The 20881-nt window shown below is 67.1% G+C and carries 20 protein-coding genes; 14 read left to right on the forward strand and 6 right to left on the reverse strand.

The window, feature by feature from the left end:
• The first annotated feature begins 96 nt into the window (after positions 1-96).
• Both ASC78_RS00230 and ASC78_RS00235 read left to right on the forward strand, forming a co-directional pair.
• The gene (locus ASC78_RS00230; RefSeq protein ID WP_055794992.1) at positions 97-1104 is read left to right on the forward strand and encodes a TRAP transporter substrate-binding protein; all 1008 of its coding nucleotides are present in this window, start codon (positions 97-99) and stop codon (positions 1102-1104) included.
• A gap of 23 nt (positions 1105-1127) precedes the next feature.
• Entirely contained in the window at positions 1128-1574 is a 447-nt protein-coding gene (locus ASC78_RS00235) for a type II 3-dehydroquinate dehydratase (protein WP_055794994.1), read from the forward strand.
• Positions 1575-1601: 27 nt separating this feature from the next.
• Here the strand turns inward: ASC78_RS00235 and ASC78_RS00240 are convergent, their stop codons facing one another.
• Positions 1602-2018 carry a nuclear transport factor 2 family protein gene (locus ASC78_RS00240; protein ID WP_055794997.1) on the reverse strand — a complete coding sequence of 139 codons (417 nt, stop codon included), beginning with the start codon at positions 2016-2018 and terminating at the stop codon, positions 1602-1604.
• A complete protein-coding gene (gene mhpA, locus ASC78_RS00245; protein WP_162246069.1) occupies positions 2015-3631 on the reverse strand; it encodes a bifunctional 3-(3-hydroxy-phenyl)propionate/3-hydroxycinnamic acid hydroxylase MhpA in 1617 nt (538 codons plus the stop codon). Before mhpA ends, ASC78_RS00240 begins: the two co-directional genes overlap by 4 nt.
• Before the next feature lie 158 nt (positions 3632-3789).
• On the opposite strand from mhpA, the gene ASC78_RS00250 reads away from it, so the two are divergent.
• From ASC78_RS00250 to ASC78_RS00300, 11 genes are all read left to right on the forward strand, one after another.
• Positions 3790-4899 (forward strand): alcohol dehydrogenase catalytic domain-containing protein, encoded by a 1110-nt coding sequence (locus ASC78_RS00250; protein ID WP_055795003.1) that lies wholly within the window; start codon positions 3790-3792, stop codon positions 4897-4899.
• An 8-nt stretch (positions 4900-4907) separates the two neighbouring features.
• Positions 4908-5459, forward strand: coding sequence for a cupin domain-containing protein (locus ASC78_RS00255; protein WP_055795005.1), 552 nt, complete (start codon positions 4908-4910; stop codon positions 5457-5459).
• Positions 5460-5484: 25 nt separating this feature from the next.
• Positions 5485-6186 carry an FCD domain-containing protein gene (locus ASC78_RS00260; RefSeq protein WP_443082700.1) on the forward strand — a complete coding sequence of 234 codons (702 nt, stop codon included), beginning with the start codon at positions 5485-5487 and terminating at the stop codon, positions 6184-6186.
• A 35-nt stretch (positions 6187-6221) separates the two neighbouring features.
• Complete coding sequence (locus tag ASC78_RS00265) at positions 6222-6788, forward strand: VOC family protein (RefSeq protein ID WP_055795011.1); 567 nt, start codon at positions 6222-6224, stop codon at positions 6786-6788.
• 46 nt (positions 6789-6834) lie between these two features.
• Positions 6835-7698 (forward strand): fumarylacetoacetate hydrolase family protein, encoded by an 864-nt coding sequence (locus ASC78_RS00270; RefSeq protein WP_055795015.1) that lies wholly within the window; start codon positions 6835-6837, stop codon positions 7696-7698.
• 69 nt (positions 7699-7767) lie between these two features.
• Positions 7768-8739 (forward strand): tripartite tricarboxylate transporter substrate binding protein, encoded by a 972-nt coding sequence (locus tag ASC78_RS00275; protein WP_055795018.1) that lies wholly within the window; start codon positions 7768-7770, stop codon positions 8737-8739.
• Between the two features lie 10 nt (positions 8740-8749).
• Complete coding sequence (locus ASC78_RS00280) at positions 8750-9328, forward strand: amino acid synthesis family protein (RefSeq protein WP_055795021.1); 579 nt, start codon at positions 8750-8752, stop codon at positions 9326-9328.
• The gene (locus tag ASC78_RS00285) at positions 9328-10350 is read left to right on the forward strand and encodes a zinc-dependent alcohol dehydrogenase family protein (protein ID WP_055795023.1); all 1023 of its coding nucleotides are present in this window, start codon (positions 9328-9330) and stop codon (positions 10348-10350) included. Before ASC78_RS00280 ends, ASC78_RS00285 begins: the two co-directional genes overlap by 1 nt.
• A gap of 133 nt (positions 10351-10483) precedes the next feature.
• Entirely contained in the window at positions 10484-11719 is a 1236-nt protein-coding gene (locus ASC78_RS00290; protein WP_055795026.1) for an acyl-CoA dehydrogenase family protein, read from the forward strand.
• Between the two features lie 208 nt (positions 11720-11927).
• A complete protein-coding gene (locus tag ASC78_RS00295; RefSeq protein WP_055795029.1) occupies positions 11928-12968 on the forward strand; it encodes a MerR family transcriptional regulator in 1041 nt (346 codons plus the stop codon).
• A gap of 20 nt (positions 12969-12988) precedes the next feature.
• On the forward strand, positions 12989-14428 hold the full coding sequence (locus ASC78_RS00300; RefSeq protein ID WP_055795031.1) for a carotenoid oxygenase family protein: 1440 nt from the start codon (positions 12989-12991) through the stop codon (positions 14426-14428).
• A 7-nt stretch (positions 14429-14435) separates the two neighbouring features.
• Here ASC78_RS00300 and ASC78_RS00305 read toward each other — a convergent pair whose 3' ends face one another.
• Positions 14436-16877 (reverse strand): PepSY domain-containing protein, encoded by a 2442-nt coding sequence (locus ASC78_RS00305; protein WP_055795033.1) that lies wholly within the window; start codon positions 16875-16877, stop codon positions 14436-14438.
• Between the two features lie 13 nt (positions 16878-16890).
• The gene (locus tag ASC78_RS00310) at positions 16891-19005 is read right to left on the reverse strand and encodes a TonB-dependent siderophore receptor (RefSeq protein WP_055795036.1); all 2115 of its coding nucleotides are present in this window, start codon (positions 19003-19005) and stop codon (positions 16891-16893) included.
• Between the two features lie 535 nt (positions 19006-19540).
• On the opposite strand from ASC78_RS00310, the gene ASC78_RS00315 reads away from it, so the two are divergent.
• A complete protein-coding gene (locus ASC78_RS00315) occupies positions 19541-20101 on the forward strand; it encodes a dihydrofolate reductase family protein (protein WP_055795039.1) in 561 nt (186 codons plus the stop codon).
• A 184-nt stretch (positions 20102-20285) separates the two neighbouring features.
• Here the strand turns inward: ASC78_RS00315 and ASC78_RS00320 are convergent, their stop codons facing one another.
• Positions 20286-20549, reverse strand: coding sequence for a PAAR domain-containing protein (locus tag ASC78_RS00320; RefSeq protein WP_055795042.1), 264 nt, complete (start codon positions 20547-20549; stop codon positions 20286-20288).
• Positions 20546-20872, reverse strand: coding sequence for a hypothetical protein (locus tag ASC78_RS00325; RefSeq protein ID WP_055795045.1), 327 nt, complete (start codon positions 20870-20872; stop codon positions 20546-20548). Before ASC78_RS00325 ends, ASC78_RS00320 begins: the two co-directional genes overlap by 4 nt.
• Positions 20873-20881: the final 9 nt, after the last annotated feature.

Raw genomic sequence — 20881 nt, forward strand, 5'->3', positions numbered from 1 at the left:
CGCCACTCTAGCGCTTTTGCCAAGTGTTTTCACTAGTGGAAAAGGTTTCCAGTTTTCTCGTAAGATCGCGCCGCATCACTTCTGCTGGAGATCACCGTGAGAAAGCTTCATCGCTCGCTGGCCGCCGCCGGCCTGGCCTTTGCACTGGCCGTTCCCGCATTTGCCCAAGACGTGCAGGAGCGCGTCATCCGCTTCGGCCACCTCAACAATGCCGACCATCCGGTGAGCTTCGGCGTGAAGCGCTTCGCCGAACTGCTCGCGGCCAAGAGCGGCGGCAAGATGAAGGTGCAGGAGTACCCGGCCTCGCAGCTGGGCAACGAGATGCAGCAGCAGTCCGCATTGCAGGGCGGCGTGCAGCAGATGTCGGCGCCCGCCACCACCTCGCTCGCAGGCATCGTGAAGGAGTTCGGCCTGGTTGACTTTCCGTTCGCGGTCGGCAACTTTGCACAGGCCGATGCGCTGCTAGACGGCCCGCTCGGCCAGGCGCTGATCGCCAAGCTGCCGGAGAAAGGCCTGGTCGCGCTCGGCTACTGGGACCTGGGTTTTCGCAACGTGACGAACAGCAAGCGCCCGATCACGAAGCCCGAGGACCTCGAAGGATTGAAGATCCGCGTGATTCCAAACCCGGTGTTCCTGGAGACCTTCAAGGCCTTCAAGGCGAACCCGGTGCCGATGCCGTTTGCCGAGCTGTACGGCGCGCTCGAGTCGAAGGCGGTGGATGGGCAGGAGAACCCCTACTCGGTGATCCTTTCGAACAAGTTCTTCGAAGTGCAGAAGTTCGTGAGCGCCACCAACCACGTGTATGCGGCCAACATCGTGCTGGTCAGCAAGAAATTCTGGGACTCGCTGAGCCCCACCGAGCAGAAGATGATGCGCGAGGCCGCGGACGAATCGCGCGGCTACCAGCGCCAGGTGAGCCGAGCCGCCGCGCAACGGGCCGTGGGCGAGCTGCAGGCCAAGGGCGCGCAGTTCAACGAGCTCGCGCCGGCCGAGCAGGCGCGCATGCGGCAGATCGCAAAACCGGTAGTCGAGCGCTTTGCCGCCAGCTACGACCCCGCCATGGTCAAGCTCTACGGCGACGAGATCGCGCGCATCCGCAAATGAGCAGCAGCCACGCGAGCCCTCCCATGAAGATCCTCGTCCTGCACGGTCCGAACCTCAACCTGTTCGGCCGCCGCGAACCCCACATCTACGGCACGACCACGCTGGCCGAGATCGATGCGCGGCTGCAAAAGCTCGCGGCCGAACTCGGCGTGACGCTCGACACGATCCAGTCGAACCACGAAGGCGAGCTGATCGACTTCCTGCATGCGCACATCGACGACGCGCAGGGCGCGCTCGTCAACCCGGCCGGCCTCACGCAGCACGGCGTTCCGCTGCACGACGCGATCAAGGCGATGCCGTTTCCGGTCATCGAGGTCCACATGTCGAACATCGCGGCGCGCGAGGCCTGGCGGGCGCACTCGATCATCTCGCCGGCCGTCAGGGGCACGGTCCAGGGGCTGGGTCCGCAGTCTTATCTGGCCGCATTGCGCGCGCTGGTCGAGATGCAGCGGCAGCCGACAGGCACCTGAAGAAGACGGGCGCTTCTTCCGAGACGTTCAGGTCACGCTCATCGCAAGCGGCGTGGTCTGGAACGCCAGCTGTCGCCAACGGCCCTCGTGCTCGGTCCAGACCTGCATCACGCGCGAGTCGATGCGCACGGTGCCGCTGCCGTCCTTGCGCACGGCCACCAGCAGCTGCCGGCCAGTCATGAGCGCGGTGTTGCCGAGCACCTGCACCTTCAGTTCGGAGCGGTCGATCTGCCGGTAGTCGACATGCGTGCCGCCCGAGCGGAAGTAGCTCTCGTAGTCGTCGATCTGGCCCTTGGCGTGGACATGCGTGAGCGACGGATGAAGGATCTCGCGCAGCCGCGCGAAGTCGGCTCGCTTCATGGCATCGCATCGCTCTGCCTCCAGGTCGAGCAGCAGCGCCTCGGTGCCGGAAAGGGAAGGGGAGGTGAAAGCAGTCGCGGTCATGCCGGTTCCTGGAGAGTGGTGGTGGGGCGGTTCAGCGTGGCGCCGAGAGTCCTGCAGGCGCGCTGCATCAGAGCCTCGACTTCCCCAGCGCCGCGCGCCACGCCGTAGACCAGGTGGTCCGGCCGCACGAGCGCGGCTGCGCACTGGTGGCGCTCGAACCACGCGGCAAGGATGCCGTCCGCTTCGGCCAGTGTCGCGATGCCGGACGCTGCCGCGGCGGCGTCGATGCACAGCAGCTGCGCCCCGAGGGCGGCAGCCGGCTCGCGCAAGACACGCAGCGCCGCCGCATCGGGCGCATGGCGCAGCACGAGCAGGAAGCCGTGCGGCAGCAGGTCGTCCATCATCTGCGGCGCCGCGCCGGCTTCGATCGATCCGATGGCCTGTGGAAACGGCGTGCCCGCGGGAAGCTCGTCGCGGTCGATCAGTCCATGGTGCACGCCGGGCAGCAGGCTTTGGCGCAGCTGCATGCGCACCTGTCCGCCTTGCTCGTCGCGCAGGCGGCGGTCGCGCTCGGCGGCGCGCACCGGATCGCGCTCGCAGATGATCTGGCCCAGGCGCTTGACGGTTGCCGTCACCTCCTCGACCTGCGGCCCGCGCTCGTCGCCGTAGCTGTCCAGCAGGCTTTCGGGCGCGCGTTGCTCGAGCACCCACTGAAGCTTCCACGCCAGGTTGACGGCATCGCGCAGGCCCTGGCACATGCCCTGGGCCAGGAAGGGGGGCATCTGGTGCGCGCTGTCGCCCGCGAGCAGCACTCGCCCGTTGCGCCACTGCTCGAGCACCACCGCGTGGAAACGGTAGGTCGCCGCGCGCCAGATGCGCGCATCCGCGGGCGTGAGCCAGGGAGCGAGCAGCTTCCAGATCGACTCGTGCGGCATCTCGCGCTGCTCGGCCTCATGGGGCAGCAGCAGGAACTCCCATCGCCGGTGATTGCCGGGCCCCACCACGTAGGTGCAGGGCCGCGACGGATGGCAGTACTGGACGTTGGTGGCGGGCAGGCGGTCGAGCTTGTCTTCATCGACGTGCATGTCGACCACGATCCAGGGCTCGTCGAAGTCCAGGCTCTTGAGCTTCAGGCCCATCTGCTTGCGCGTGGGGCTTGTGCCGCCGTCGCAGCCGACGACGTAGCGCGCGCGCAGCTGCGCCTCGGTGCCGTCGGGCCCGCGGACGGCAAGCAGTGCGTGGTCCGGTGACTGGCTCAGCTGCAGCACTTCGTGGCCGAGATGGATCGACACGCTCGGGAGCTTGCCGACCGCTTCACGCAGCGAGGCTTCGAGCGCCGGCTGGTTGAAGGTGTACGACGGCGCCCACGCGAGCGGGTAGGGCGAGGGCCCCATGTCGAAATGCTGGATGGGTTCGCGGTCGCTGCCCTGGTAGATCGTCGGGCGGTAGGGCGTCATGTGCGGCGCCAGCGTGCCGGCGATGCCGATTTCCTGGAACACGCGCAGCGCCTCGTGGTCGAGCGCAAAGGCGCGCGGCAGCGGATAGATCTGATCCGATTTGTCGAAGACCGCGACGCGCAGGCCGCGCCCGCCGAGCAATGCGGCGAGCGTGGCGCCGACGGGGCCGAAGCCGATGACGGCCACGTCGACGGTTTCGGGATCTTGTTGGGGCATGGTATCTTTCAAATGCATGAACATAGAATTGTGCATAAAACATACTTCCGTGCACCAAGGGTTGTCCCCGATGGCATCGTGCCACTTGGTCGAAAAGAATGCATAAAACGCAATTTGTGCATCAAGTGTTCGGACAACCCAGCAAGGAGACACACACCATGACGACGATGAAAGCCGCCCGACTGCACAAGGTCGGCGCCCCGATGGAAGTCGAGCAGCTGCCGATTCCGCAGCCTGCCGCCAACGACGTGCAGGTGCGGGTGCGTGCCTGCGGCATCGTGCCCAACCTGGGCAACATCCTGGCCAACTGGACGACCTGGTTTCCCGAGCTGCCGCTGCCGCCGCTGCCCGCGGTCTTTGGGCTGGACCCGGCCGGCGAGGTGACGGCGGTCGGCTCGCACGTGCACACCTGGAAGCCGGGCGACCGCGTCTACGTGAACCCCAGCCTCTACTGCGGCGGCTGCCGCGCCTGCCGCAACGGCGATCTCATCAACTGCACGCACTACGCGTTCAGCGGCTACTTCGGCTTCTCGCAGAACTCGCTCAAGCTGTACAAGAACTATCCGTTCGGCGGCCTGTGCGAATACATGATCGCGCCGCAGTACGCGCTGGTGAAGCTGCCGGACAACGTGAGCTTCAACCAGGCAGCGCGCTTCGGCTACCTGGGCACCATGTACTCCGCAATGCGCAAGGCGAAGGTCGGCCCCGGCCGCAGCGTGCTGATCAACGGTATCAGCGGCACGCTGGGCATCGGCGGCGCGCTCTTCGGGCTGGCCATGGGCGCCACGCGCATCCTCGGCACCGGGCGCAACCGCGAGCTGCTGGAGCGCGTCAAGGCGCTGGCACCCGATCGCATCGAGATCTTTTCCAATGCCGACGGCGAGGCGATCGACGCATGGGCCAAGGCCCGCACGGACGGCCTGGGCGTGGACACCTTCATCGACGCGCTGGGCCCCGGCGCGCCGCATGAAACCTTCCAGCAGGGCGTGCGCGCACTCAAGCGCGGCGGCCGCGCCTTCAACATCGGCGCCATCGCCGGCATGGTGGGCATGGACCTGCACACCATGATGGACGAGCAACAGAGCATCGAAGGCTCGGCCTGGTTCACCGCCGGCGAAGGCCAGGACATGGCCGACATGGCCGAGGCCGGCACGCTCGACCTCTCGGTGTTCGAGCACGTGTGCTATCCGCTCGACCGCATCAACGAAGCGATCTCGGGCATCGCGAGCCGCAACGGCGGCTTCAGCAACTTCGTCATCAACCCCTGAGGCATGCCATGAAAATCAGACGCGTGGTGGCAGGTACGGGCGCCGACGGCAAGGCCCGGGTGCTCTCGGATGGCGTTGCGCCGCGCAGCGTCGAGTTCACGACCTTGCCCGGCCATGGCGCAGCGCTGCTGTGGGCGACGGAGGCCGCCGACACCGTGGGCGCGGGCACTGCAAGCGACCGCACGGGCGAGGCAGGGTTCGCGCCGGCTGCGGGCGGCACCCGCGTCATGATGGTCACCTTCCCGCCCGACGCGGTCATGATGCGCGCCGACTTCGATGCCGCCGCGTTCAGCGCCGAGGCCGGCCGCCTCGTGCCGGGCCTGGCCGAGACCTTCGAGCCCGATCACCCCGGCATGCACACCACCGACAGCATCGACTACGACATCGTGCTCGAAGGCGAGATCACGCTCGAACTCGACGACGGCGCGCAGGTGCTGCTGCGCCGGCATGACGTGGCCGTGCAGCACGGCAACCGGCACGCATGGCGCAACCTCGGCGACAAGCCCGCGACCATGCTGTTCGTGCTCGTGGGCGCCAGGCGAACGGGCGGCGGCGCATGAAGAGGCGGTGCATAAAATGATTTCCATGCATAAACAAGAAATCTCCCCCGCCTACGAACCGCCGCTGGTCGAGCAGGCCTTCACCCGCTTGCGGCAGGACGTGCTGGCCGGCACCTTCGAGGCCGGCGCCAAGCTCAAGCTCGACGAGCTCCAGACCGCCTACGGCTACTCGAGCAGCCCGCTGCGCGAGGCGCTCAGCCGGCTGGCGCAGGAAGGCCTCGTGCGCGCCGACGAACGCCGCGGCTTTCGCGTGGCGCCCATTTCGGAAGACGACCTCGCCGACATCACGCGCATGCGCGTGATGCTCGACGTCCCCGCGCTGCGCGAAGCCATTGCCAACGGCGACGACGCCTGGGAGGCCGCGATCCTGGCCGCCTTCCACCGGCTCGAGAAGGTGGAGTCGCGCCTGAGCGATGGCCCCGTCATTCTGGACAACGACTGGTCGCAGCTGCACCGCGCCTTTCACCTGTCGCTCTTGGCCGCCTGTCCTTCGCTGCGCCAGCGCGTGTGGGGCGCGAGCCTGTTCGACCAGGCCGAACGCTACCGGCGGTTCTCGGCGCGCCACAGGAAGACCGCACGCCGCAAGTCGAACGAGCACCGCAAGATCATGGACGCCACTTTGCGACGCGACACGGACACCGCCTGCGCGCTGCTCGAGGAACACATCCTCAGCACGCAGCGCAACGTGCTGGCCGCGCTCAGGGCCGCCGAAGCCGCACAAACCTAGAAGCGCGCAGCCCCACCCCTCACCCTGGAGACAGCATGCTCAAGGTCGCCCGACCCACGCCTTCGCATTTCGGAATCTTCGTCACCGACCTGGAACGGATGGTGGCCTTCTACACCGAGACCTTCGACCTCACGATCACCGATCGCGGCGAAGGCCGCACCTTCAAGAACCAGCTGGTGTTCACCAGCGCGAGCCCGGACCAGCACCACCAGCTGGTGCTGGCCTCGGGCCGGCCGCCGGAGGCGAAGTTCAGCACCGTGATGCAGATCTCCTTCGTGGTGCCGAGCATCCAGCACCTGCGCGACATCTCCGCGCGGGCCGAGGCCCGCGGCGCCACCAATATCCGCGGCCTGAACCACGGCAATGCGCTGTCGGTCTACATGCTCGACCCGGAAGGCAACACGGTCGAGATCTACATCGACACGCCGTTCTACATCGCGCAGCCGCACGGCGATCCGCTCGATCTTTCGAAGGACGACGAGACGCTGATGCGAGAGACCGAGGAGGCCTGCCGCAAGGACCCGACCTTCATGCCGCTCGCGCAGTGGCAGGCGCAGTTCGAATCGCACGCGCCGGTGACACCAGTGACACCTGCCGCCTGACCCGGCCACCATTTCTTCCACCCCTCACATCCCAACCGGAGTTCCCATGAAGCTTTTGTCATATGTCCATCAAGGCCGCGAAACCTGGGGCGCTGTCGTCGGCGACGGCGTGGTCGATCTCGGCAAGGCGCGTCCGCAGCACGCGGGCCTGGTCGACTACATCGCCTCGGGCGAGTACCTGCAGGCGGCGCAGCATGTGGAGGGACTGCCCATCGCGGCCAAGCTGGCCGACATCACTTTTCTCCCGCCGATCCCGAAGTCCGAGAAGATCGTGTGCGCGGTGCGCAACTACATGGACCACCACCAGGAGGTGCTGGCCGCCGGCATGCACCGCGAACTGTCGGAGCAGCCGCCGATCTTCCTGCGCGTGTGGCGCTCGCAGTGCGCGCACAACGCGCCGATCGTGCGGCCGCACGTGTCGGAATCGCTCGACTGGGAAGGGGAGCTCGCCGTGATCATCGGCAAGGGCGGCCGCAACATCGCCGAAGCGGATGCCTTCGACCACGTGGCGGGCTACTCTTGCTACAACGACGGCAGCGTGCGCGAATGGCAGTTCCATGCCAAGCAGATCGCCTCGGGCAAGAACTTCGAATCGACCGGCGGCTTCGGTCCCTGGATGGTCACGGCCGACGAGATCGCGCCCGGCCGCGAACTCAAGCTCGAGACCCGCCTCAACGGCGAAGTGGTGCAGAGCAGCCACACGGGCCACATGATCTTCAGCATCCCGAAGCTCATCAGCTACTCGTCGACCATCTTCACGCTCGCCCCGGGCGACGTCATCGCCACCGGCACGCCCGCCGGCGTGGGCTGGAGCAAGAAGCCGCCGCGCTTCATGAAGCCGGGCGACGTGTGCGAGGTCGAGATCGAAGGCATCGGCGTGCTGCGCAACCCGATCGTCCAGCAGGACTGAAGAAGCGCGGAACCGGACCGCGGCGGCACAAGCCGCGGCCTTCATCCACAACCATCGGAGACAAAAACCATGTGGCACAGACGATTGCTCGTCGCCGCAGGCCTGACCCTGGCCTGCGCGGCACCCTTACAAGGCTTGGCCCAGGGCTTCCCGGACAAGCCGATCAAGATCTATCAGGGCTTTGCGGCCGGCGGCAACGCCGACACCATTGCGCGCGTGGTCAGCACCGAAATGGCCAAGGGACTTGGACAGCCCTTCGTGGTCGAGGCGCAGACGGGCGCCGGCGGCACCATCGCCTCCGGCACGGTGGCGCGCGCCAAACCCGATGGCTACACGCTGCTGCTGGCCACGGGCGGCCATGCGGTGGCCGGCGCGCTCTACAACAAGCTCAGCTACCAGACGGTGACGGATTTCCAGATGGTCTCGACGATCACCTACTTTCCGTTCCTGCTGGTGGTGCGCGCCGATTCGCCCTATCGCAGTCTGGCCGAAATGCTCGCCGCGGCGCGCGCCGATGCGCGCGGCGTGTCGTACGGATCGGCCGGCATCGGCTCCACGCACCACCTGGCCGGCGAGCTTCTGGTGAAGAGCGCCAACGTCGAACTGCTGCACGTTCCCTACCGCGGCGATGCGGCCTCGGTGGCGGCGCTGCTCGGCGGCGAGGTACCGATGATCATCGCGCCACCGACGGCCGTGCTGGCCAATATCAAGGCCGGCAAGCTCCGCGCGCTGGCCACCACCGGCGCGCAGCGCTGGAGCCAGATGCCCGAGCTCCCGACTGTTGCCGAGCAGGGCGTGCCTGGCTACGACGTGCGCTCTTGGGCCGGCTTCATGGCGCCCGCGGGCACGCCGCGCCCCATCGTCGACCGCTTGCATGCCGAGACGCTCAAGGCCCTGCAGGTGCCGGCCGTGCGCGCGCGGCTCGAAGAAATGGGCGGCGAAGCGCGTGGCAGCACACCCGAAGAAATGACCACCATGGTGGCCACCGAGCTCAAGCGGTGGACCACCGTGGTGAACGATGCACGCATACCCAAACAGTGAGGACCCCTCCATGCCGCTGATCGAGATCCGCAAGCGCAGCCTTTCCATCGAGACCGTCTACCACGAGGGCGGGCCGCCGGCCGCCACGCCGCTCAGGCTGGCGGCCGCCTGCGCGGTCATCCACAACCCGTATGCCGGGCGCTACGAACCCGACCTGTTGCCCTTCATGGCCGAGCTGCGCTCGCTTGGCACGCTGCTGGCGACAGAGCTGGTCGAGGTGCTCGGGCGCGACAAGGTCGAGGTCTACAGCAAGGCCGCGATCGTCGGTGTGAATGGAGAGCTGGAACACGGCGCGGTCTGGCACGAAGCCGGAGGCTGGGCCATGCGCGAGGTGCTCGGCGAGCCGAAGGCGATCGTGCCATCGGCCAAGGCGGTGGCCGCCACGGGCTACCGGCTCATGGTGCCGCTGCACTACATCCATGCGGCGTACGTGCGCAGCCACTACAACTCGATGGAGATCGGCATCCAGGATGCGCCGCGGCCGGACGAGATTTTGTTCGCGCTGGTCATGGGCACCGGAGGGCGGGTGCATGCGCGCCTGGGTGGGCTCACCAAGGACAAGGTGTCCGTGCACGACGGGCAGCGCTGATGACGCACACCACGATGAAGGCGATCCAGCTCCAGGCGCCCGGCGGCCCCGAGGTTCTGCAATTGGTGGAACTCCCGCTGCCACAGCCGCAGGCGGGCGAGGTGCGGGTCAAGGCAATGGCCATCGGTGCCGGCGGCCCGGACGTGCTGATCCGCAATGGCACCTACAAGTGGATGCCGCCGATGCCGGCGATTCCCGGCAACGAGATGGCCGGCATCGTCGATGCGGTCGGTGCCGGCGTCACGGCCCTGCAGGTCGGCCAGCGCGTGCTGGTGAGCGCGCGCGAGCTGAAGCAGCGCGGAGGCTGCTATGCCGAAGCCATCTGCGTACCCGAGGCCGCGCCCTTCGTGCTGCCCGATGCGATCCGCTTCGAGGATGCGGTCAGCCTCGGCAACTTTCAGCTCGCGCTCGCCATGCTCTCGAGCAACGGCAACCTGCCTGCGCAATCGATCCTGGTGCCCGGTGCGGCAGGCGGCGTGGCCACGGCGCTCGCGCAGGTGGCGCAGGGCCGCGGCCTGCGCGTATTCGGCATCGCCTCCACGCCGCAGAAGCGCGACTTCGCGCTGGCCAACGGCGCGCACGAGATCATCGAGAGCGACGTGTCCGGCTTGGCCGAGAAGGTCATGCAGCTGACCAACGGGCGCGGCGTCGACCTGGCCTTCGACCATCTCGGCGGCGAACTCTTCATTGCCTGCCTGCGCGCGCTGGCGCCGTTCGGCATGGTGGTCTCCTACAACATCGTGAACGGACCGCCGGCCGGCGACGTGTTCGCGGAGCTGCGCAAGCTCCTGAGCCGAAGCCTGGCCGTGCGCACCTTCTCGATCCATTCGGTGGACGACGACGTGCCGCAGCGGCGCGGGCTCATGCAGGCCGCCATCGCGCTCATGGCCGAAGGCCGCGTGCATGCGCCGCCGGCCACCTGCTTTGCGCTCGCGGATGCGCGGCGGGTGCACGAACTGCTCGACAGCGGGAGCACGCTGGGAAAAATCGTGCTGCTGCCGCCGGAAGCGCCTAGGCGTTGAAAAAAAGCGTACCGCGTCGCATGCACGAGGCATGCAGCGGTGCCCACGCCGCGCTCTTTCTCGCGTCACGTTCGAGACGGCTCGCAACAGTCCGCGGTGTTTGAATTGCCCAAACCCCGCAAAAGGACGTCCCATGTTTGCCGAACCCTCCGCCAAGACCCGCGACCTGCTCGAACGACTGAACAAGTTCTTCGAGCAGCACATCTATCCGAACGAAGCGCGCTACCACCACGAGATGGATGCGTTCCGCCGCCAGGGCAACGCCTGGCAGGTGCCGGCGCTGATCGAGGAACTGAAGCCCATTGCGCGCGCGGCGGGCTTGTGGAACATGTTCCTTCCGCACCCGCACCGCGACGTGCCGGCCATCTCCAACCTCGACTACGCGCCACTGTGCGAAGTGATGGGCCGTGTCTCGTGGTCGGGCGAGGTGTTCAATTGCTCGGCGCCCGACACCGGCAACATGGAAACCATCGAGCGCTACGGCACCGAGGCGCAGAAAGACGAATGGCTGGCGCCGCTGCTCGCAGGCGAAATCCGCTCGGGCTTCCTGATGACCGAGCCTGCCGTCGCGTCGTCGGACGCCACCAACATCCAGTGCACCATCCGCCGCGAAGGCGACGAGTACGTGATCAACGGCCGCAAGTGGTTCTCTTCCGGCGCGGGCAGCCCGCGCTGCAAGATCTTCATCGTGATGGGCAAGACCGACCTTGATGCGCCGCGCCATGCGCAGCAGTCGATGGTGCTGGTGCCTCGCGATACGAAGGGCGTCACGGTGCTGCGCCATCTCTCGGTGTTCGGCTACGACGACGCACCGCACGGCCACATGGAAGTGCTGCTGGAAGACGTGCGCGTGCCCGTGTCCAACATCCTGCTGGGCGAGGGGCGCGGTTTCGAGATTGCGCAAGGCCGTCTCGGCCCGGGTCGCATCCATCACTGCATGCGCTCCATCGGCGCCGCCGAGCGTGCGCTCGAACTCATGTGCGAGCGGCTGCGCAACCGCGTGGCCTTCGGCCGTCCGCTGGCAGAGCAATCGGTCTGGCACGAGCGCATCGCGGAGTCGCGCTGCCTGATCGACCAGGCCCGACTGCTCACGCTCAACGCGGCCTACAAGATGGACACCGTGGGCAACAAGGAAGCGCGTGCAGAGATCGCGATGATCAAGGTGGTGGCGCCCAACATGTCGTGCAAGGTGGTCGACTGGGCGATCCAGGCGCACGGCGCCGCCGGTGTCAGCCAGGACTTCTGGCTGGCCGAGGCGTATGCGCACCAGCGCACCGTGCGCATCGTCGACGGGCCCGACGAAGTGCACCGCAACGCCATTGCCAAGCTCGAACTGGCCAAGCGCGCGCCGGTCTCTGCAGCGCGCTGAGCCGCGAACGCCAGAGGCGCACCGCCACGGCTCCCGCTTCGACGCGCGCGGCCGTGTGATCAACGGGCCCGTGATTTCCAATCTGAATGCGATGGAGTTACCCAGCGAGAGCCTCAGCCACATGGAGTGACAGGGGGGCGGTTCTGCAAAACCGCTTGACCCTCTCGTAACGGCAGCGTCTAGGATGCCTTCACTTGAGAGGGAAGGCATGTTTTTGAAGATTGGTGAACTCGCCCGGCGCGCCGGCCTGACTGTGCGCGCATTGCGTCACTATGACGACATCGCACTGCTGGTGCCGTCCGAAAGATCGGGCGGCGGCTACCGGCTGTACGGCCGAAAAGACGTGGCGCGGCTTTACCGCATCCAGGCGCTGCGGCGGCTCGATCTGCCGCTCGCGGACATCCAGCGCCTTCTCGACAACACCGCCGGCGGCATCTCGGAAGTCGTGGCCCGCCAGATCGAGCAACTCGACCGCGAGATCATGCAGGCGTCGGCGCTGCGGACCCACCTCATCGCAGTGAAGGACCAGTTGCAGGCCCGCGAAGAGCCCGACACCGATGCCTGGCTCCTGGCGCTCGAGAGCATGGTCGCGGGCGAAAAGTACTTCAGCGACGACGAACAGCGCGCGCTCAACACCAGACCCGCTGGGTCCGGCGACCCAATGGCGCCCGAGCGCACCGAATTGTCGAAGTCGTTGCACAGCCTGCTGGCGGCCGGCGCATCGCCGGAGAGCCCGCAGGCACAGGTCCTCGCGCGGCGCTGGATTGCACTGCTGCTCGAAGAAGCCGGTGGCGACGAAAGCCTTTTGATGAAGCTCTACACCATGCACTGGAACGAGCCGTCGCTCCACGCGTTGACGGGTGTGGACCGCACCGGCATCCGGTACATCTCGCACGCGATGGCGTTCGCACGTCTCCAGCTCTACGCACCCTATTGCAGCGCCGCCGACATGGCGACGCTGCGCCAACACTACGTCGCCCAGACCGACGCGTGGCCGCCACTCATCGCCGAGGTTCGCCAGCAGATGCTGGCGAGGGCACCCGCCAGCGGTGCGGCAATGCGCGCACTGGCACTGCGTTGGCAGGCGCTGTCGCTGGCCAAGGCCGGCGGCGACGCCGCGCTGAATGTGAAGCTGCAGCGAGCATTCCACCGGGACGCGGCGCTGCGGGCCGGCTCGGGCATCGACGAGGCGCTGGCCGCCTATGTGGAGCAGGCCATCGCGCACCTGGATGGCCCGCCGTCCACCTGAATGAACCACCAAGGACAACCGTGAACGCAGCAACACAGGCGAACCCTCATTTCTTCACCGGCAACTACGCGCCGCTCGCCGAGGAGCACGACATCGCGGCACTCGACATCGAAGGCGCGCTGCCGCCAGGGCTGTCGGGTAGCCTGTACCGTGTGGGGCCCAGTCCGCAATACGCACCGCGCGACGACAGCTACCACTGGTTCTCCGGCGACGGCATGGTGCATGCCTTCCACATCGGCATGGGCACGGTGTCCTACAGCAACCGCTGGGCGCGCACGCCGAAATGGCAGCTCGAGCATGAAGCCGGCCGCGCGCTCTTCGGCACCTTCGGCAACCCTGCCACCAGCGACCCACTCGCACATGGCCGAAACGGTGGCACGGCCAACACCAGCATGCTGTGGCATGGCGGCCGACTCTTCGCGCTTGAAGAATCGCATCAGCCCTTCGAACTCGACGCCCTTACGCTGGCTTCCAAGGGGCATCAGAGCTTCGAGGACCGCGTGAGTTCGCGCTGCACTGCGCACCCCAAGCGCGATCCGGAGACCGGAGAGCTGCACTTCTTCGCGTACTCGCCCGACGGCCCGGGTTCGCCGACCATGCTCTACGGTGTGATGGACAAGCACTGCGAAGTCACGCAGCTCCAGTCGTTCACGGCGCCGCATGCCTGCATGGCGCACGACTTCATGGTGACGCGCGGACACGTTCTTTTTCCCGTCACGCCGCTCACGCTCAGCGTGGAGCGTGCCATGCGCGGCAAGCCGCTCGTGGCATGGGATGCCGCCAAGCGCACGCATGTCGGCGTGATGCGCCGAGGCAGTCCGGCCAAAGCGATGCGCTGGTTCGACACCGATGCCTGCCATGTGTTTCACGTGATGAATGCCTGGGAAGACGGCGACGCCATCGTGGCCTATGTGATGCAGTCGGAGACGGCGCCCGGCCTACCCGACGCCGAAGGCCGCCCCGGCGATCCCCACGCCATGGCTGCGCGCCTGTGCCGTTGGACCTTCGACACTGCCGGCACGGGCAGCGGCTTCCGGCGTGAGTACCTCGACGATCTGGCATCCGAGTTTCCACGCATCGATGAGCGCTACACCGGACGGCGCAATCGGTATGGGTTCTACACCTGCCATGCGACGCCGCGCGCGCGGGATGATTCTGAAAGCGTGCTCTACGACAGCCTGGCCCGCTTCGACTTCGATACCGGGGAGCGCAGCCTGCACACGCTGCCGCACGGTGACGTCGTCTCCGAACCGGTTTTCGTGCCGCGCGAAACGGATGCGGCCGAGGGCGAGGGCTGGTTGCTCGCCGTGGCGTGGCGCGAACACGAAAAGCGCAGCGACCTGCTGGTGTTCGACGCTATGGACCTGCCCGCGGGGCCTGTTGCAATCGCCCGCTTGCCCCACCGCGTGCCCTTCGGCTTTCACGGGACCTGGCGCCCCGGCTTGCAGGCCCGAAAGTGACGTCTGTTCAGTACACGTCGCGGCGGTAGCGTCCTTGCGCGATCAGCGCATCGAGCCCGGCCGCGCCGAGCACTTCGCTCAACGCCGCGTCCACGCCGGGCGCCAAGCCTTCGCGGCTGCCACAGACATAGACGAATGCGCCATCGGCGATCCAGCGGCGGAGTTCGTCGGCTGATTCACGCAGGCAGTGCTGCACGTACCTGCGCTCGCGCTGGTCGCGCGAGTAGACGAGGTCGGCGCGCGCCAGCATGCCGAGCGCTTGCCACTGCGCGGCGTCCGCGGCGCAAAAGGCATCGTGCCCGGCCTGGCGCTCGCCGAACAGCAGCCAGTTGCGCGCATGGCCTCGCCGCACCCGCTCTCTCAGGTGCGAGCGCAGTCCCGCGTAACCAGAGCCGTTGCCGATGAAGATGCAGGGCGCGTCGTCGTCCACGAGCGCGAAGGCCGGATTCGGGACGAGCCGCATCTGGACCGCGTCGCCGATCTGCGCGCCCGCGGTCAGCCATCCGGAGGCAAGGCCCAGCCCGCCTTCGTGCTGCACCTGGCGCACCAGCAGCTGTATGCAGCCGCCGGCCTGGATCGAGGCCACCGAATAGCTGCGCGGCGCCGGCTTCGCACCGGCATCGGCTTGCGTCTCTGGCGGCAGCAGTACCTCGACCAGCGCACCCGGCTGCCACGCCGGCGCACCGTCGCGCTGCAGCTCGATCTCGAACAGCGGATGGCCCAGGCTGCCCGGATTGAGCAGCTCACGGCGCGCCAGTTGCCAGGCTTCGAAGGGGCGCCGCTCGGCTGCAGAAGAAGCATGCGAAGAGGGCCACGCGGCGCGCACACCGAAGGCCTCGGCGATCGAGCGCTGCCAGCGTCCGATGGCTTCGGGATTGCCGTTGTCGACCTCCACCATCGGGAACAGCGCGCGTGCGCCCTGGTTGCGCAGGTCCCGATCGAGCGTGCGGCCGAAGCCGCAGAAGGTGGCGTAGTGCCAGTCGCCCAGTGCGAGCACGCCGTAGTGCACGTGCTGCAGCCGCGAGCCCGCCTGCTGCGCGAACTTGCGCGCGAAGGCGCGTGCGCTGTCGGGCGGATCACCATCGCCGGACGTGCTGACGACCCACAGCACCTTGCGGAAACTCAACAGCGCGTCGACGCTGAGTTCGGCCATGGTCTTGACCACGATGCCGAGGCCCGCCGATTGCAATGCGGCCGCGGTCTGCAGCGCGACGCGTTCGGCATGGCCGGTCTGCGTGGCGAAGGCGATCAGCACTTGCTCCGGGCCTGGTGCGGTGCCGCCGCGGGCGAGCGCCAGCTGCGCGCGCTCGCCCCGCAGTGCCTTGCGGGTTCGGCGGCGGCCGAGGTACAGCATCCAGCCCGTGACGGTGAACAGCGCCAGGCCCAGGCTGGCGAGCATCATCACGATGCGTCCCGGCAGGCCCCAGTAAGTGCCCATGTGCAGCGGATAGATGCTGTTCACCAGCCGGCCGGCCATCGGTTTGTCGGCATAGCGCTCGTGCTGCGCCGCCTCGCCGGTGGCAGCGTTCAGATAGAGACGGTTGCGCGCGCGCTCGTGCTCGGGCTCGGCGCGCAGGTAGGTGGCTTCGACTTGCGCGGCATTGCGCGTGGGCAGGCGCAGCGTGACCTGGCTCCAGTCGCCGGAGGTTGTCTGCTCGAAGGAGCGCCACACGCGCTGCAGGTCGAGCCTGGCCGGCGCGCCACCTTCGGCCTTGTCGGCCGGCCCTGGTGCGCCCTGCATGCGCTGCATGCGAACGGCGGGGCCTTCACCGGCCGCGTCGTCGATCACGGTGCGCACCGCATCGAAGCCCCAGTAGAGCCCCGTGAAGCCGGAGACCAGATAGGCAAGCAGCGCGATGGTCCCCGCCACTGCGTGCAGGTTCCACAGGAAGGCGCGGCCGCTGAGCGCAAAATCCAGCCGCAGCCAGCTGCGCCACGCGAGCGGCCGCCGTGGCCAGCGCAGGTACAGGCCCGAGAGCGCGAGCACCAGAAGTCCTGCGGCCAGCGTGCCGGTCACCGGCTTGCCGGCGTCGCGCGGCAGCAGCAGCCAGCGGTGCAGGCTTTCGACGAACTCGAAGAAGGCTTCGACGCGCGGCTCCGGCAGCAGGACGCCGGTGTACGGGTCGAGCAAGCGCGTCTCGCCGCGCCGCTCGCCGGGCGGCGGCGTGAAGTTCACGCGCGCCGGCCGGCCTGGCTCCGCGAACAGCGTCAGTGTTGCCACGCGGCGCCCTGGTTGCGCGGCCTGCAGCCGGTCTAGCACCTCGGCCGGTGTCAGCGGCCGTGCGTCGGCTGCATGTGGCAGGCGGTGCAGGGCCGGATCGATCAGGTCGGTGATCTCGGCGCGAAAGGACAGCACCGCGCCGCTCAGCCCGATGACCAGCAGCACCGATCCGGCCGTGATGCCGATGAACCAGTGGATCTGGAACCAGGCGCGTCGCAAGAAAGCCATGGCTCGCCCGTCTTCAGAGATCGATCTTGACCGTGGCCTTGACGGTGCGCGGAACGCCCACCGCCAGCCGCGTGCCCGCCGCCGACCAGTAGCGCTTGTCGCCGAGGTTGTCGACGTTGAGCTGCCACAGCGTTCGCTTGCCGAAGAGCTGCGTCACATAGCGCGCACCGGCCGCGAAGATCGTGTAGCCGCCGATGAAGCCCTGGTTCAGGTCGTCGATCGGCCGCTTGCCGGTGTAGTAGGCGCCGCCGTTAATGGACAGGCCCGGCACCGCTGCGATGTCGTAGGAGAAGAAGGCGCTGGCCGTGTATTTGGCGGTGTTCTCCGGCGTCTTGCCGTTGTACTGGGCGTTGATGCCGCGGAACTCGGCGTCCAGCGTCTGCGCCGAGAGCTGCCAGGCGAGCTGGCGCGTCAGCTTGCCTTGCGCCGAGAGTTCCAGGCCGCGGTAGCGCTGCCGGCCATCGGCCACGAAGGTGTTGGCGCTGTTGGTGTAGGCGCCGGGCCGTTCGATGTCGAACAGCGCGCCCGACACCAGCGTGCCCGAGCCGGTGAGCCAGCGCAGCCCGGCTTCCTTCTGCTTGCTCACGCCGGGCGGCATGCGGTTGTTCTGGTTCGCGGTGCCGGCGGGCGCCACTTCGCCTTCTTCCACGCCTTCGGCATAGGAGACATAGGCCATGAGGTCGGGCGTGAACTTGTAGCTCAATGCGGCCAGCGGCGTGGTCTTCTTCACGTCGTAGCCGATCCTCGGCAGTGTCGCGCTGGCGAACTGCGTGCTTTCGAAGTGCGTATGCCGCAGGCCCGCCACAAGCTGCCATTCCGGCGAGAAGCTGATGCGGTCGAGCGCGTACAGGCCCAGCTCCCGGCTGTCCTGCGCGCCGGTGGTGGGTTGCGTGGGCAGCGCGGTGAGCGGCAAAGCGCCAATGGCGCGCGGAAAGTACAGGTTCTGCGCCGTGGTGGCGCCGCCGTAGTTGCGCTGGAAGATCGGGTCCTGGCTCTTGTCACTCTGCGCAGCGCCCAGCGTGAGCTCGTGCTGCACGCTGCCGGTCGCAAAGGTGCCGAACAGTTCGGTGCGCAGCAGGTCGGAGTTCTGCTCCAGGTGCTGCACGTTGCCGGTGATGCGGCCCGCGCCGGTGCGCACGTTGTAGTTGCTGAAGGTCGCCAGGCGACGGTCGCGCTGGGCCTCCGAATGGCCGGCTTCCACCATCAGTGCCCAGTTGTCGCTGAGGGAGTAGTCGGCCCGCAACTGCGCGGTCTTGACCTCGGCCTCGAACACGGCCGACGGCGGGCCGATGAGCTTGCGCGGATCGGGCAGGGCCGGCAGCGCGATCAGTCCGTTGACGGCCGCCAGGCGCGCAATGCCGGCCTGCTCGGTGATGCTCTTGCGGTAGTACTCCAGGTCGGCCTTGAGCGTGAGCCTGCTGGTGACGCGCCAGTCGAAGGCGGCGGACAGGAACTTGCGATTGCCGTCCACACCGTCGATGGTCGAGCCGAGCTGCCCGCCCGCGGCGTTGATGCGCAGGCCATATTGGCTCTGCTCGCCAAACTGGCGCCCGAAGTCGACGAAGCCCTGCATCGTGCCCTGGTCGTCGAAGCTGGTGCCGATCGACGTCACAGGCGTGCTGCCCGCGCGCTTGGTCACGAGGTTGATCACGCCGGCGGGCGAGGTAAAGCCGTAGTAGAGCGCCGAGGCGCCCTTGAGCACCTCGACGCGCTCCTTGTTCTCCATCGGAATCTCGGACACGTTGGGAATCGCAAGCGAACCGTTGAGCCGGTAGTTGGTGCGGTTCTCCACGGCAATCCCGCGGATCACGAGCTGGTCGAAGGTATCGCCGCCGTTCTGCTGGCGCGTGACGCCGGCCGTGTTGCGCAGCACGTCGTAGATGCCGGTCGCGCCCTGCAGCTCGAGGACCTCGCGCGTCACCGTGTTGACGGTGGCCGGCACGTCCATGATGCTGGCGCCGCGGAAGGTACCGGCCTCGACCGTGTTGGCAACGAAGCCGTTGTTGCGGTCGGAGCGGACGGTGACCGCGTCGAGCTCGCCGGTCGCGGCGATGGTGGAGGGGGCGGCCTGCGCGCAGGCCAGCTGGGCCGCCAACGCGAGCGGCAAAAAGACAAAGAGATTGCGCATGGAATCGCCGGGCCGACGGGCCTGGATCCCGGCGACGACATGAAAAGAGAGCTGGAGAGCGACCGATTGTAAGTCAAACGAATGAGAATTATTCGCACGACCCGACGTCGGCCTGTCTTCGGTCGCAAGCGCGATGCAACATGTGCCGCCCGCATCGGTGATGCCTCTGTCATGACTAGACTCCTGGACACCATGAACCTCCCCCGGAACACGATCTCGACCAAAGCGCACGCTGTGCCCATGCCCAGCAACAGCGTGCTAGCACCGCTTTACGCGAACGCGGACCTGTTGGACGCCTTTGCAATTCAACTGCCGGTCGAGGCGAGCGATGATCTGGAGGTGCTGGCACGCACGGCGTTCGAGAGCCAGGCGGGCTGGATTCGGGGGCGTCGGTGTGGCAGCCTCGGTCGGCCGCACTCGGGCCACGAACGGTCATTCACGGTGCCGCCCCGCGCTCCGAAAGCAGTCGTAGACCGAGCAGGTATTCGTCGACAAGCGACAGTCCAGCGGACCGCCCAACTCGGAGGAGACTCGCATGGGACTTCTAACCTTCAGCCTCAACGTCACCCTGGACGGCTGCGTCGACCACCAGGAGGGAATCGCCGACGACGAGACGCACGCCTTCTTCACCCGCCTCATGGACGAGGGTGGGGCGATGCTGTGGGGCCGCACCACCTACGAGATGATGGAGAGCTACTGGCCGGCGGTCGCCCGCGGCGATGTGGAGGCACCGCCGACGGTGCGCGAATGGGCGGTCAAGCTGGAGATCAAGCCGAAGTACGTCGTGTCGTCGACGCGAACGGACTACCCGTGGACCAACAGCCACCACATCGCCGGCGACTTGCGCTCGGGGGTGCAAAAGCTCAAGGACGCGACCCCGGCCGGCGTGCTCCTCGGTAGCGGCAAGCTCGCGACCGAGCTGGACCGGCTGGGTCTGATCGACGAGTACAAGTTCCTCGTTCACCCCAGGATCGCCGGCCACGGCCCGACCCTGTACCAGAGCGGGCTGCCCAACACGCGACGGCTTGAGCTGGTCTCGGCGAAGCCGCTCCGCAACGGCGCGGTCGCAATGCATTACCGGCGCGCGCGCGGCTAACAATCGGTTGCAGCGAACGGTCAGCTGCGCGGCCCGCCGCTGAACAGGAGCGCGTTGAACGGGGAGCGCCCAGCGCCCGCTGGCTACCGATGTCTGGTTCAAAGTAAACAGTTCACTGATAGAGCCAAACGCCATCGTGGAACTGGAGAGATCAGTTTGCAAGCTCAAGGGCGGCAGGGTTGCCCTAGGCAACACCAGCCAATTTCTGGGATGCGATCAGCGCTGCGCCACAACTGGTCACCATGCCGTCCACCGCGACTTCGATACCGTTGACCTTGGCGCGGACGCCTCGGCTGGAGATCGGGAACACGCCTTTACACCTAGGACAGGCGACCATGTGGCCCACGCCGGCAGGAATCCTTCCATCGATCGAAAACCCGGAAAACCCCTCCAGCACGGTGCCGCCGTGCGTTGTCCGGTCACCCACGCAGACGATCAGATCGTTCATTGCAAGTTCTGAATGAACGAGAGGATCGCGGTGCTCTTCCCCTCGGGGGACGAATTGCTCGCGATGATCGACATGAGATATGAGATGTCGTCGGCGGCGAATCGCGAAGGATGCGGCGAGTAGAGGGCCTGAACCACCTTTTCAAGCCAATCGATATCGTCGAGTCCAAATTCCTCGCACGCCTTGACGAGCGTTCGCACCTCCGTGAGAAGCAGGTAGAACGGATAATCACGGTCCCGCAAATACTCACCATAGACCAATTCGGACAGGCGAAAGATATGCCGTTCGAAGAAGTTGCGGGTTGCAATATCTTCTGGACTCATGGCTGATTC

The organism is Variovorax sp. Root318D1, from assembly GCF_001424835.1.
In the GTDB taxonomy this organism is placed as follows: domain Bacteria; phylum Pseudomonadota; class Gammaproteobacteria; order Burkholderiales; family Burkholderiaceae_C; genus Variovorax.